Origin of the sequence: Streptomyces sp. NPDC004435, assembly GCF_042873895.1 — a bacterium.
GTDB lineage: Bacteria > Actinomycetota > Actinomycetes > Streptomycetales > Streptomycetaceae > Streptomyces.
This window is the reverse complement of the sequence record NZ_JBIAMB010000017.1, coordinates 16,561-30,053: the sequence shown is the minus strand read 5'-3', so window position 1 is coordinate 30,053 and position 13,493 is coordinate 16,561. Positions and strand designations below refer to the sequence as shown.

General features: G+C 73.8%; 9 protein-coding genes. 7 read left to right on the top strand and 2 right to left on the bottom strand.

What is annotated here, in order from left to right; translation table 11 throughout:
* Positions 1-144 precede the first annotated feature (144 nt).
* Positions 145-582, bottom strand: a complete 438-nt coding sequence (locus tag ACFYT9_RS27555; protein ID WP_389168332.1) for an MGMT family protein — start codon at positions 580-582, stop codon at positions 145-147.
* Between the two features lie 141 nt (positions 583-723).
* On the opposite strand from ACFYT9_RS27555, the gene ACFYT9_RS27550 reads away from it, so the two are divergent.
* Positions 724-3,375, top strand: a complete 2,652-nt coding sequence (locus ACFYT9_RS27550; protein ID WP_387277779.1) for a lysylphosphatidylglycerol synthase domain-containing protein — start codon at positions 724-726, stop codon at positions 3,373-3,375.
* 168 nt (positions 3,376-3,543) lie between these two features.
* Here the strand turns inward: ACFYT9_RS27550 and ACFYT9_RS27545 are convergent, their stop codons facing one another.
* On the bottom strand, positions 3,544-4,284 hold the full coding sequence (locus ACFYT9_RS27545; RefSeq protein ID WP_389168330.1) for a YwiC-like family protein: 741 nt from the start codon (positions 4,282-4,284) through the stop codon (positions 3,544-3,546).
* Positions 4,285-4,422: 138 nt separating this feature from the next.
* Here ACFYT9_RS27545 and ACFYT9_RS27540 point away from each other — a divergent pair, with 138 nt between their 5' ends.
* The 6 genes from ACFYT9_RS27540 to hemG are packed head-to-tail and all read left to right on the top strand — an operon-like array spanning position 4,423 to position 13,493.
* Positions 4,423-8,070 (top strand): nitrate reductase subunit alpha, encoded by a 3,648-nt coding sequence (locus ACFYT9_RS27540; protein WP_389168328.1) that lies wholly within the window; start codon positions 4,423-4,425, stop codon positions 8,068-8,070.
* 3 nt (positions 8,071-8,073) lie between these two features.
* Complete coding sequence (gene narH, locus ACFYT9_RS27535; protein ID WP_389168326.1) at positions 8,074-9,606, top strand: nitrate reductase subunit beta; 1,533 nt, start codon at positions 8,074-8,076, stop codon at positions 9,604-9,606.
* On the top strand, positions 9,603-10,238 hold the full coding sequence (gene narJ, locus ACFYT9_RS27530) for a nitrate reductase molybdenum cofactor assembly chaperone (protein ID WP_389168325.1): 636 nt from the start codon (positions 9,603-9,605) through the stop codon (positions 10,236-10,238). Before narH ends, narJ begins: the two co-directional genes overlap by 4 nt.
* On the top strand, positions 10,238-10,960 hold the full coding sequence (gene narI, locus ACFYT9_RS27525) for a respiratory nitrate reductase subunit gamma (protein WP_387277788.1): 723 nt from the start codon (positions 10,238-10,240) through the stop codon (positions 10,958-10,960). Before narJ ends, narI begins: the two co-directional genes overlap by 1 nt.
* Complete coding sequence (locus ACFYT9_RS27520) at positions 10,957-12,150, top strand: TIGR04053 family radical SAM/SPASM domain-containing protein (protein WP_389168323.1); 1,194 nt, start codon at positions 10,957-10,959, stop codon at positions 12,148-12,150. The genes narI and ACFYT9_RS27520 overlap by 4 nt, the downstream gene beginning before the upstream one ends.
* Positions 12,138-13,493: a protoporphyrinogen oxidase gene (gene hemG, locus ACFYT9_RS27515; RefSeq protein ID WP_389168322.1), complete on the top strand. Its 1,356-nt coding sequence runs from the start codon at positions 12,138-12,140 to the stop codon at positions 13,491-13,493. Before ACFYT9_RS27520 ends, hemG begins: the two co-directional genes overlap by 13 nt.

Genomic DNA, 13,493 nt, shown 5'->3' with positions numbered 1-13,493 from the left:
ACGCGAATCCGGACCGCGGCGGGCCCCGGTCTCCCGGACCGGACGGACCGGACGGCCCGGACCGCGGCCGCCGCCGGGACGGCGGGGGCCCGCGGGGCGTGTGTGAGATCCCGCACGCCCGGCGCCGGCCGGGTGCCGCGCGGTTCAGGCCGGGGCGTCGCCGCCGGAGCCGTCCCACCGGGCGCGGCGCATGTCGATCCTCGGTACGTGTCCCTCGGCGGCCGGGCCGCGCTCGCGCAGCGGGGTGCCCTCGTCGCGGTAGTGGCCGAGGGCGCGCAGTTCGTGGCCGGGGAGCAGGGTGCCGTCGGCGCGGACCACCCTCCACCAGGGGGCGGAGCCGCCGTAGAGGGACATGACGCGGCCGACCTGGCGGGGGCCTCCCTCGCCGAGCCACTCGGCCACGTCGCCGTAGGTCATCACCCGGCCCGGCGGGATGCGGTCGGCCACGTCGAGCACCGCCTCCGCGTACGCGGGGAGCTCGCTCTCCGTGGAGGCCGGAAGTGCTCCCTCCGCTGCTCCGGAGCCTGCCGCTCCGCTCGGTCCGGTCCGTCCCACGGGTCCCTCCAGGCTCATCCGGCACATCCTGCCTCACCGCACCGACATGGCACCGATGCCTCCGCGGGGCGGCTCTTCGTGCCACCATCGTCCGGGCGGTGACCGGTGATACGAGATCAACAGCGACAGACGCAAGCGGCAGAAGCAGCAGGACACGCAGAGACGGACATGGTGATGGGTCAGGACACTCAGCCTCCCGGTGAGGCTCGGCCCGACGTGCCCGAGCGGGTCTCCGGCGACGAGCCGCTGCTCGCCGCCCGTGTCCACCGGCCCTCCGATCTGATGCGTCTGCTGGCGGGGCTGCTGGCCATCGCCGTCGTCCTCGCCATCGCCGCCTTCGCCCACGCCACCACCTCGGGTCTCGAACAGGACATCAACAAGGGGGCCGTCGGCGCGCCCGACGTCTTCGTCAAGATCGCCGGCCTGGTCTCGTCGATCGCCATCCTGGTGCTGCCGGTGGCGTTCGCCATCGAGCGGCTGGTGAAACGGGACGGGCTGCGGATCGCCGACGGCGTGCTCGCGGCCGTCCTCGCCCACGGGGTGACGCTGGCGATCGACCTGTGGGTGGCGAAGGCCGCGCCGGACACCATCAAGGACGCGCTGACCCAGGCGGCGAGCGGCGGCGGGCTGACCGACCCGGTGCACAACTACCTCGCGCCGGTGATCGCGTACATGACGGCCGTCGGCATGGCGCGCCGGCCGCGCTGGCGGTTCTCGCTCTGGACGGTGCTGCTGCTCGACGCGTTCACCATGCTGGTGGCCGGCTACACGACCGCCTTCTCGATCATCCTCACCGTGCTGATCGGCTGGACGGTGGCCTACGGCACGCTGTACGCGGTCGGCTCGCCGAACGTCCGTCCGACGGGTCAGACCCTGCTGGCCGGACTGCGCCGGGTCGGTTTCCGGCCGGTGACCGCGCTGCGCGCCGAGGAGGTCCCGGAGACCGCGGAGAGCGGGGACCGGGGCCGGCGGTACATCGTGAGCCTGGAGGAGGGCCCGCCGCTCGACGTCACCGTCGTCGACCGGGAGCAGCAGGCGCACGGCTTCTTCTACCGGCTGTGGCGGCGGATCACCCTGCGGACGGTGACCACCCGCCGGTCGATCGTCTCGCTCCGGCAGGCGCTGGAGCAGGAGGCGCTGCTGGCGTACGCGGCGATCGCGGCCGGGGCGAACGCGCCGAAGCTGATCGCCACCTCCGAGCTGGGTCCCGACGCGGTGATGCTCGTGTACGAGCACATCGGCGGGCGGAGCCTGGACTCGCTGGACGACTCCGAGATCACCGACGAGCTGGCGCGGAGCGCGTGGCGGCAGGTGAAGGCGCTCCAGTCGCGCCGGATCGCGCACCGCAGGCTGTCGGGGGACGCGATCCTGGTGGATCGTTCCGGCAGGGTCTTCCTGACGGATCTGCGCGGCGGTGAGATCGCGGCCGGCGATCTGGTGCTGCGGATGGACATCGCCCAGTTCCTCACCACCCTGGGCCTGCGGGTCGGGGCGGAGCGGACGGTGGCGGCGGCCGTGGAGGTGCTGGGCCCCGACGCGGTGGCGGGCTGTCTGCCGCTGCTCCAGCCGATCGCGCTGAGCCGGTCGACCCGGGCCACCCTGCGGAAGCTGGCGCGGGAGCGCTCGCAGCGGGAGCGGGAGGCGGTGCTCGAGGCCTCCGAGGCGGCGAAGCGGGAGCGGGCGGAGGCCAAGGCGGCGGCCCACGCGGGGCTTCCGGCGCCGGGCGCCGACCCGAAGGCCGAGAAGGCCGAGAAGCGGGCGGACAAGAAGGCGGAGAAGCGGGCGCTCGACGAGGCCCTGGACGAGGCCCGCGAGGAGGACCTGCTGGCGCAGATCCGCCGGCAGGTGCTGCTGATCCGGCCGCAGGCGCCGGTGGAGCCGGTGCGGCTGGAGCGGATCAAGCCGCGGACGCTGATCTCGCTGATCGCGGGCGCGGTCGCCGCGTACTTCCTGCTGTCGCAGATCGCCCGCACGCCGCTGTCCACGGTGAGCGAGGCGGACTGGCGGTGGGTGGCCGTCGCCGTGCTGTGCTCCGCGCTCAGCTATGTGGCGGCGGCGATGAGCCTGCTCGGCTTCGTGCCGGAGCGGGTCGGGTTCTGGCGGACGGTGGTGGCGCAGGTCGCCGGCTCGTTCGTGAAGATCGTCGCCCCGGCGGCGGTCGGCGGTGTCGCCCTGAACACCCGCTTCCTCCAGCGCGCGGGGGTGCGCCCGGGGCTCGCGGTGGCGAGCGTCGGCGCCTCGCAGCTGTTCGGGCTCGGGGCGCACATCCTGCTGCTGCTCTCCTTCGGCTATCTGACCGGGACGGAGAAGTCGCAGTCGTTCACGCCGTCGCGCACGGTCATCGCCGGCCTGCTGACGGTGGCGGTGCTGGTCCTGGTGATGACGGCGATCCCGTTCATGCGGAAGTTCGTCGCGACCCGGCTGAGGTCGCTCTTCGCGGGTGTGGTGCCGCGCATGCTGGACGTGCTCCAGCGGCCGATGAAGCTGGTCACGGGCATCGGCGGGATGCTGCTGCTGACCGGTGTGTTCGTGCTCTGCCTGGACGCGTCGATCCGCGCCTTCGGGCAGGGGAACGTGTCGATCAGCCTCGCGGGCGTGGCCGTCGTCTTCCTGGCGGGCAACGCGCTCGGCTCGGCGGCCCCCACGCCCGGCGGTGTCGGCGCCGTCGAGGCCGCGCTGATCGGCGGGCTCCTGGCGGTGGGCCTGCCCATCGACGTCGCCACCCCGGCGGTGCTCCTCTACCGTCTGCTGACCCTGTGGCTGCCGGTCCTGCCCGGCTGGCTCTGCTTCAACTGGCTCACCAAGCGCGGAGCGCTGTAGGGCCTGTCTGACAATTGGCGTCGGATCAGGCCGGGTCGTTCGGTGCGTGCGATCGGCGTGCGGCCGGGGTGCCCTTGTAGCGGAGCTACTCGGGCATTTCGGCCGTGCGGCGAGCGTGCGTGCCGGGCGGGCCGGACCCGACGGGAATTGTCAGACAGGCCCTAGCCGTCAGCCGTACACGCCGGCGAGGAAGCCGAGCAGCAGCAGCGAGCAGCCGACCTCGACGGCTCCCACCACCGGGACCCTGAGTCCCCGGCCGGGGAGGGCGGCGGCGCGGGCGAGGTAGACGGCGAAGGGGACGGCGAGCCACGGGTCCAGGAGGGCCGCCGCCACCAGCGCGACCGCGTGGTAGGCGACCGAGCCCTTCCGGTACGCGGCGGACCTCCGCTCGCGGATCATCGTCTTCACGTACGGGACGGTGCCGGCGAAGTACAGCAGGCACGCGGCGGCGGGGGCGAGGCCCTGGGCGACCGTGCCGCCGCCGAGCCGGAGCGCGACGAGCAGCATCCCGCAGGCGGGGACGACGGCGACGAGGCCGTTGACGAGCGCCCGTTCCCTGTTGCGGCGGGCGTAGTGGACGTTCACCGCGAGGAAGGGCGCCATCAAAACCGCGGCGACCCCGAGCCAGGGCTCGGCCACCAGCGGGACCAGTCCGAGGGCGGCCGTGGCGGCGGCGAGGACGAGGGCGGGGCGGGTGTGGCGTGCGGCTGCCCGGGGGTTGCGGGAGGCGCGTCGGAGCCGTACCCACTGCTCGGCGTGGAAGACGGCGCAGTAGCCGAGCAACCACGCCAGGAAGACCGGGAGTTGGATCCAGGCCGGGGAGCCGGTCAGGACGCCCGCGAGGTAGGGCACGGCGAGCATCGCCCAGGCCCCGTGCTGGTTCGGTATCCACCGTCTCGGAGTGCTCACCGGACCAGCCTCACACACCGACCCCCGGGACAAATGCGGGATTTGGTCACGCCCGTACGGGACCATTGACCCCCCTTCGGGCCGATTCGCCCGGCCTAGGCTCAGGCTGCTGAACGCTTCGTCGTGAAGGAGCCTGACGTGCAGCAGGAGCAGCCGGACGCCGCCGAGATCCTCCTCCGAGCGGGGAGGTTCTTCTCCCGTTCCGAGGTCTCCGGGGACCTGCGGACGGTGCACCGCACCGGTGGCCGCGAGGGCGAGTCCTTCTACCGGGACCGCTGGAGCCACGACAAGGTCGTGTACTCCACCCACGGCGTCAACTGCACCGGCTCGTGCCGGTGGAAGGTGTACGTCAAGGACGGGATCATCACCTGGGAGACCCAGGCCACCGACTACCCCTCCGTCGGCCCCGACCGGCCCGAGTACGAGCCCCGCGGCTGCCCCCGCGGCGCCTCCTTCTCCTGGTACAGCTACTCCCCCACCCGGGTCCGCCACCCCCTGGTCCGGGGCACCCTCCTCGCGATGTACCGGGAGGCGAAGAAGCGCCTGAAGGACCCGGTGCTCGCCTGGGCCGACATCCAGCGCGACCCGGTCCGCCGCCGCACCTACCAGCAGGCCAGGGGCAAGGGCGGCCTGGTGCGGGCGAGTTGGGAGGAGGCGGTGGAGATCGCCGCCGCCGCGCACGTCCACACCATCGAGGAGCACGGCCCCGACCGGGTCGCCGGCTTCTCCCCGATCCCGGCGATGTCGATGGCCTCGCACGCGGCCGGAGCCCGCTTCCACTCCCTCATCGGCGCGCCGATGCTCTCCTTCTACGACTGGTACGCGGACCTGCCGGTGGCCTCCCCGCAGGTCTTCGGCGACCAGACCGACGTACCGGAGTCGGGCGACTGGTGGGACGCGGCCTATCTGCTGATGTGGGGCTCGAACGTGCCGGTGACGCGCACGCCCGACGCCCACTGGATGACCGAGGCCCGCTACCGGGGCCAGAAGGTCGTCACCGTCTCCCCCGACTTCGCCGACAACACCAAGTTCGCCGACGAGTGGATGCACCCGCACCCGGGGACGGACGGGGCGCTCGCCCTGGCGATGGGGCACGTGCTCCTCAAGGAGTTCTTCGTCGACCGCGAGACGCCCTTCTTCTCCGAGTACGTGCGCACCTACACCGACCTGCCCTTCCTGATCACCCTCCAGGAGAGCGGGCACGGTCTCGTCCCGGGCAAGTTCGTGACCGCCGCCGACCTCGGCCAGGACGTCGAGAACGCCGAGTGGAAGACCGTCCTCGTCGACGACGCCACCGGCGAGCCGGTCGTCCCGAACGGCAGCCTCGGGCACCGCTGGGGCACCGGCGGCGAGCCGGACTGGAACCTCGACCTCGGCGGCGTCCGCCCCCGGCTCTCCCTCCTGGAGGAGGGCGGGTCCGCCGAGGTCGTGCTGCCTCGCTTCGACGAGGAGGGCGAGGTGCTGCGGCGGGGCGTGCCGGTGCGCCGGCTCTCCGCGGACGGGCCCCTGGTCACCACCGTGTACGACCTGCTGCTCGCCCAGTACGGCGTCGGGCGCCCCGGCCTGCCGGGCGCGTGGCCGGAGTCGTACGAGGACGCCTCGCAGCCCGGCACCCCCGCCTGGCAGGAGACCCTGACCTCGGTCCCCGCGGCCCAGGCTGCGCGCGTGGCACGGGAGTTCGCGGACACCGCCGAACGCTCGCGCGGCCGCTGCATGATCCTCATGGGCGCGGGCACCAACCACTGGTTCCACTCCGAGACGATCTACCGGGCCTTCCTCGCCCTGCTCACGCTCACCGGCTGCCAGGGCCGCAACGGCGGCGGCTGGGGCCACTACGTCGGCCAGGAGAAGTGCCGGCCGGTGACCGGCTGGGCCACCCTCGCGAGCGCCTCCGACTGGGGCCGGCCGCCCCGGCACATGATCGGCGCCGGCTGGTTCTACCTCCACACCGACCAGTGGCGCTACGACACCCTGCCCGCCGAGTCGCTGGCCTCGCCGCTCGGCGCCGGGCGCTTCGCGGGCATGACGGGCGCCGACTGCCTGGCCGCCTCCGCGCGGATGGGCTGGATGCCCTCGTACCCGACCTTCGACCGCAACCCGCTGGAGCTCGGCGCCCAGGACGACCCGGTCGCCGACACGGTGAAGGCGCTGAAGGACGGGACGCTCGGCTTCGCCGGGGAGGACCCGGACGCGCCGGAGAACTGGCCCCGGGTGCTCAACGTGTGGCGGGCCAACCTCCTCGGCTCCTCCTCCAAGGGCAACGAGTACTTCCTCAAGCACCTCCTCGGCACCCACTCCAACCTCCCCGAGGACGGGCCGCGCTGCACCCCGAGGGACGTGCGGTGGCGGGAGGACGACGTCGAGGGCAAGCTCGACCTGCTCCTCGCCATGGACTTCCGGATGACGTCCACGACGCTGCTGTCGGACGTCGTGCTCCCGGCCGCGACCTGGTACGAGAAGCACGACCTGTCCTCCACGGACATGCACCCCTTCCTGCACGCCTTCACCCCGGCCGTCGACCCGCCGTGGCAGGCCCGCTCCGACTACGACGCCTTCCACGCCCTCGCCCGCCGCTTCGGCGAACTCGCGAAGGACCACCTGGGGGTGCGCAGGGACCTGGTCGCGACCGCCCTCCAGCACGACACCCCGGGCGGCGAGATGGCGCAGCCCGGCGGGGTGGCGCTCGACTGGTCGAAGGGCGAGTGCGAGCCGGTCCCCGGGCGCACCATGTACAACCTGACGGTGGTCGAGCGGGACTACGGGGCCGTGGGCGAGAAGTTCGCCGCGCTCGGGCCGCTGGTCGACCGGCTCGGGGTGACGACGAAGGCGATCACCTTCGACGTCGACGAGGAGGTCGCCTACCTCGGCGCCAAGAACGGCCTGGTCAGGGGCGGTGTCGCGGACGGACGTCCGCGCCTGGACACCGCACCGCGGGCCTGCGAGGCGATCCTCTCCCTCTCCGGCACCTCCAACGGACGGCTCGCCACCCAGGGCTTCGAGAAGCTGGAGAGGCGCACCGGACAGGAGATGGCCCACCTGGCCGCGGAGGCCGAGGGCAAGCGCATCACCTTCGCCGACACCCAGGCCCGGCCCGTCCCCGTCATCACCTCGCCCGAGTGGTCGGGCAGCGAGTCCGGCGGACGCCGCTACACCGCCTTCACCGTCAACACCGAGCACCTCAAGCCCTGGCACACCCTCACCGGCCGCCAGCACTTCTTCCTCGACCACGACTGGATGCACGAGGTCGGCGAGGCGCTGCCCGTCTACAAGCCGCCGCTGGACATGCACCGGCTGTACGGGGAGCCGCGGCTGGGCTCCACCGACGGGCGCCAGGTCGCCGTGCGGTACCTCACCCCGCACAACAAGTGGGCGATCCACTCCCAGTACCAGGACAACCTCTACATGATGACGCTCGGCCGGGGCGGGCAGACGGTCTGGATGTCGCCGCAGGACGCCGAGGCGATCGGGGTGCGCGACAACGACTGGATCGAGGCGGTCAACCGCAACGGCGTGGTCACCGCCCGCGCGATCGTGTCCCACAAGATGCCCGCCGGCACGGTCTACATGAACCACGCCCAGGAGCGCACGGTCGGCGTCCCCAGGACCGAGAAGACGGGACGCCGGGGAGGCATCCACAACTCGCTCACCCGCGTGATGCTCAAGCCGACCCATCTCGTCGGCGGATACGCCCAGTTGACCTGGGCCTTCAACTACCTGGGCCCGACCGGCAACCAGCGCGACGAGGTGACGGTCATCCGCCGCCGCGACCAGAAGGTGGAGTACTGACCCATGCGCGTCATGGCACAGGTGGCGATGGTGATGAACCTCGACAAGTGCATCGGCTGCCACACCTGCTCGGTCACCTGCAAGCAGGCGTGGACCAACCGGCGGGGCACCGAGTACGTCTGGTTCAACAACGTGGAGACCCTCCCCGGGCAGGGCTACCCGCGCCGCTGGGAGGACCAGGAGCGGTGGAAGGGCGGCTGGGAGCGGACCCGCTCGGGGCGGCTGCGGCTGCGGGCCGGCGGGCGGCTGAAGCGGCTCGGGCAGATCTTCGCCAACCCGGAGCTGCCGGAGCTCGACGACTACTACCAGCCGTGGACGTACGAGTACAAGAACCTCACCGAGGCCCCCGCCGGTGACGACCTTCCGGTCGCCCGGCCCGTCTCCCAGCTCACCGGCGAACCCCTCGACAAGGTCGAGTGGGGCCCGAACTGGGACGACAACCTCGGCGGCGCCCCCGAGCACGGCCCGAAGGACCCGCTGGTGGAGAAGGTCCGGGCGCGGGTCGGCGAGAGGATCCGCTTCGAGTTCGAGCAGAGCTTCATGTTCTACCTGCCCCGGATCTGCGAGCACTGCCTCAACCCGGCGTGCGTCTCCTCCTGCCCGTCCGGGGCCATGTACAAGCGCGAGGAGGACGGCATCGTCCTCGTCGACCAGGACCGGTGCCGGGGCTGGCGGATGTGCGTCACCGGCTGCCCGTACAAGAAGGTCTACTTCAACCACGCCACCGGCAAGGCCGAGAAGTGCACCTTCTGCTTCCCGCGCGTCGAGGTCGGCATGCCGACGGTCTGCTCCGAGACCTGCGTGGGCCGCATGCGCTACCTCGGCGTGATGCTGTACGACGCCGACAAGGTCACCGAGGCCGCCGCCGTCGAGGACGAACACGACCTCTACCCGGCCCAGCTGGAGTGCTTCCTCGATCCGCGCGACCCGGCCGTGGCCGCCGCCGCACGGGCCTCCGGGATCACCGAGGAGTGGCTGGACGCGGCCCGGCGCTCCCCCGTGTACGACCTCATCGCCACCTATCAGGTGGCCCTGCCGCTCCACCCGGAGTACCGCACGATGCCGATGGTCTGGTACGTGCCGCCGCTCTCCCCGGTCGTCGACGCGGTCGCCGCCACCGGCAGCGACGGCGAGGACGCCGGGAACCTCTTCGGCGCGATCGACGCGCTGCGGATCCCGGTGGAGTACCTGGCCGAGCTGCTGACCGCGGGCGACACCGTGCCCGTGGAGGCCGTGCTGCGCCGGATGGCGGCCATGCGCTCCTACATGCGGGCGGTCAACCTCGGCGAGGACAGGGACGAGGGCGTCGCGGCGGCGGTCGGGCTGACCGGGCAGGAGATGGAGGACATGTTCCGGCTGCTCGCCATCGCCAAGTACGAGGACCGGTACGTGATCCCCACGGCGGCGCGCGCCGACGCGGACGCGCTCGCCGACGCGCATCCGCTGGAGCCCGACGCGGGCTGCCCGGTCGCCGACCAGGCGGCCGACGGCAGCCGGGTCCTGCTCAACCTGGGACGCACGAGGAGGAGTTCATGACCCCGGACGCGGTGGTGCGGCTGGTGGCGGCGCGCTGCCTGACCTACCCGGACGAGCGGCTGTACGAGGAACTCCCGCTGCTGCTGCGGGCCGTGGCGGGCGTGCCGGGCGCGGAGGGGGTGCGGGACCTCCTCGGCCACCTGGAGCGGACCCCGCTCCTCGACCTCGCCGCGCACTACACGGACACCTTCGACACCCGCAACCGCCGCTGCCTCTACCTCACCTGGTGGACCGACGGCGACACCCGGCGGCGCGGCCTCTCCCTGGTCGGGATCAAGCGGACCTACCGCGAGCACGGCCTGGAGTTCGACAGCGACGAGCTGCCCGACTTCCTGCCCGCCGCCCTGGAGTTCGCCGCCCTCCACGAGGAGCCCGGCACCGCCCTGCTCCAGGAGCACCGGGCGGGCCTGGAGCTGCTGCGGCTCGCGCTGGTCGCCGCCGGCACCCCGTACGCCCGCGCCCTGGAGGCGGTCTGCGGCACCCTGCCGGGGCCCTCCCCCGAGACCAGGGAGGAGGCGAGGGCGCTGGCGCGGTCCGGGCCGCCGCGCGAGCTCGTCGGACTCGAACCCCTCGGTCCGGGCGTCGAACTGCCCTGGCCGACCACGCACCGCGCCGAAAGGACCCCGGTCTGATGGATCTGCTGCTGTGGGGCGTGCTGCCCTACGTCTCGGTGGCCCTGCTCGTCGCCGGGACGGTCTGGCGCGGGCGCCACGACCGCTTCGGCATCACCACCCACTCCTCCCAGCTGCACGAGTCGCGGCTGCTGCGGATCGGCTCGCCGCTCTTCCACTTCGGGATGCTCTTCGTCGTCCTCGGGCACGTGGTCGGACTGCTGATCCCGATGGAGTGGACCGACGCGCTCGGGATCAGCGACCACACCTACCACCTGATGGCCGTCTCGACCGGCGCCGTCGCCGGTGCGGCGGCCGCCGCGGGCATCGGGATCCTCGTGTACCGGCGGACGCGGGTGACCGCGGTGCGGAAGGCGACGCTGAAGAGCGATCACCTCATGTACACGGTGCTGCTCGGGGCGATGGCCCTCGGGATCCTCGCCACCGTCCTCAACTCCACGGGTGCGACGGACGGTTACAACTACCGCGAGGGCGTCTCGGTGTGGTTCCGGTCGCTCTTCGCGCTGAGCCCCGACTGGGGGCTGATGGCGGGCGCGCCGCTCGCCTTCAAGCTGCACGTCCTCTTCGGCTTCGCGCTCTTCGCGCTCGTCCCCTACTCGCGGCTCGTGCACATGTTCGCGGTGCCGGTGCGGTACCTCTTCCGTCCGTTCGTCGTCTACCGGCGCCGGCGCCCCGGCCGGATCGCCGGCCGGGAGCCGAAGCGCGGCTGGGAGCGGGTGTGAGCGGCGCCCCGAGGACCCTCGTGCGCCGGCCCCGGCAGCCGGTGGACGAGCGGCCGTTCCTCGTCATCTGGGAGGCCACCCGGGCCTGTCCGCTGGCCTGCCTGCACTGCCGGGCCGAAGCGGTGCCCGACCGGCACCCCGACGAGCTGGACGGCCCGGCGGCCCGCCGTCTGATGGACCGGATCGCCTCCTTCGGGAAGCCGGCCCCGCTCTTCGTCATCACCGGCGGCGACCCCTTCCAGCGGCCCGACCTCGCCGCGCTCGTCGCGTACGGCACCTCGATCGGGCTGCGGGTCGCGGTCTCGCCGTCCGGGACGCCGACCCTCGACCGCGACCACCTCGTACGGATCCGGGACGCCGGGGCGGTCGCCCTCTCGCTCTCCCTCGACGGGTCGACCGCCGCCCGCCACGACGCCTTCCGCGGGGTCCCCGGCGTCTTCGACCTCACCCTCGACGGCTGGCGGACGGCCCGCGAGCTCGGCCTGAAGGTGCAGATCAACACCGCCGTCGGCCGGCACAGCCTGCCCGACCTCGCCGACCTCGCCGCGCTCGTCCGGCGCGAGGGCGCCATGCTCTGGTCCGGCTTCCTGCTGGTGCCCACCGGCCGGGCGGGCGCGCTCGACGCGCTCACCGCCGCCGAGTGCGAGGACGTGCTGCACTTCCTGTACGACCTCGGCGCGCGGATGCCGGTGAAGACCACCGAGGGCCACCACTTCCGGCGGGTCGCCCTTCAGCGGGCGGTGCTCGACCGGCGCGGCGAGCGGCCGGCCCTCGGCCCGCTGCACGCGCGGCTCACCGCGCGGGCCGGCGAACTGGGCCTGTTCGAGGGCGAGCGGCGGACCGCGCGCCGCCCTCCGATGGACGTCTCCTCCGGGCGCGGCTTCGTCTTCGTCTCCCACACCGGCGAGGTGCATCCGAGCGGCTTCCTGCCGCTGTCGGCGGGGAACGTGAAGGAGCGCGGACTGCCCGACATCTACCGGGAGTCGGAGCTCTTCCGGTCCCTGCGCGACCCGGAACGGCTGGGCGGGAGATGCGGGGCGTGCGAGTTCGCGCGGGTCTGCGGGGGCTCGCGCTCCCGGGCGTACGCGGTCACCGGCGACCCGCTCGCCGCGGACCCGTGGTGCGCCTACCGGCCGGGCTCCTTCCCCCACCAGGACGAACTGCGGGAGGTCCTGGCATGCGCCGGGTGATCGTGATCGGCGGCGGCGTCAGCGGCCTCGCGGCGGCGTGGTCGCTGCGCGGGCGGGCCGAGGTGACCGTCCTGGAGGCCGGCGACCGGATCGGCGGCAAGCTGCGCACCACCCCGCTGGCGGGCGTCCCCGTCGACGAGGGCGCCGAGTCGCTGATGGCGCTGCGGCCCGAGGCCGTGGAGCTGGCCGAGGCGGTGGGCCTCGGCGGGGACCTGCGGGACCCCGCGCCCGGGCCGGTCACGCTGTGGAGCCGGGGCGCGCTGCGGGCCCTGCCGCCCGGGCACGTGATGGGCGTGCCGCCGGACCCGGCGGCCCTCGACGGCACGGGGCTGCTGTCGGAGGCGGGCCTGGCGCGGCTGCGCGAGGAGGAGCGGCTGCCGGCGCCGCCGCTGCCGGACGGCGACCCCTCCGTCGCGGAGTACCTGTCCGGGCGGCTCGGCCGGGAAGCCGTCGACCGGCTCGTCGAGCCGCTCCTCGGCGGGGTGTACGCGGGTGAGGTCGACCGCCTCTCGCTGCGCTCCGCGCTCGGGCCGGTGGCCGCGCTCGCCGGACGCGGCGGCTCGCTGCTCGCGGCGCTGCGGGACCGGCCCGCGCGGCCGCCCAGGGCGGCGGTGCGGGGCGTGGCCGGCGGCACCGGGCGCCTCCCGGAGGCGGTCGCGCGGGCGTCCGGGGCGCGGATCGTGACGCGTACGGCGGTCGCCGGGCTGCGGCGGGCCGGAGGCGAGTGGCGGGTGGCGACGGCGACCGGCTCCCTGGCCGCCGACGCGCTGGTCCTCGCACTCCCCGCCCACGCGGCGGCGCCGCTGCTCGCGGGGCTCGCGCCGGAGGCGGCGGAGGCGCTGGCCGGGATCCGGCACGCGGACACGGCGGTGGTGGCGCTGGCCTTCCCGCCGGGGACGGAGGCGGCGCTGCCGCCCGGGAACGGCTTCCTCGTCCCCGCGGTCGAGGGCCGCACGATCAAGGCCGCGACGCTGCTGTCCCGGAAGTGGGCCTTCCCGCCCGGCGGCCCGTGCGTCGTCCGCGCCTCACTGGGCCGGGCGGGCGGACCGCCGGTCCTGTCGGCGTCCGATCCGGAACTGGTCGCCGCGGCCCTCGGAGATCTGCGGGCGGCGGTCGGCCCGCTGCCCGCGCCCGTCGCGACCCGGGTCAGCCGCTGGGCCGGTGGCCTCCCGCAGTACGACACGGGTCACGCCGCCCGGGTGGACCGCGCGCGCACCGCCGTCGCGGGGCTCCCTTCGCTGGTCCTGTGCGGGGCGGCGTACGAGGGCGTGGGCGTGGCGGCCTGTGTGGCGTCGGGGCTGCGGGCGGCGGGGGTGGCTGGGGCGGCGGCGGGCTCCTGCTGA

Coding starts and splice junctions, on each gene's coding strand:
- narH (WP_389168326.1), top strand. CDS start 8,074: ATGCGCGTCATGGCACAGGTGGCGATGGTGATGAACCTCGACAAGTGC.
- hemG (WP_389168322.1), top strand. CDS start 12,138: ATGCGCCGGGTGATCGTGATCGGCGGCGGCGTCAGCGGCCTCGCGGCG.
- ACFYT9_RS27550 (WP_387277779.1), top strand. CDS start 724: ATGGTGATGGGTCAGGACACTCAGCCTCCCGGTGAGGCTCGGCCCGAC.
- ACFYT9_RS27555 (WP_389168332.1), bottom strand. CDS start 582: ATGTGCCGGATGAGCCTGGAGGGACCCGTGGGACGGACCGGACCGAGC.
- narI (WP_387277788.1), top strand. CDS start 10,238: ATGGATCTGCTGCTGTGGGGCGTGCTGCCCTACGTCTCGGTGGCCCTG.
- narJ (WP_389168325.1), top strand. CDS start 9,603: ATGACCCCGGACGCGGTGGTGCGGCTGGTGGCGGCGCGCTGCCTGACC.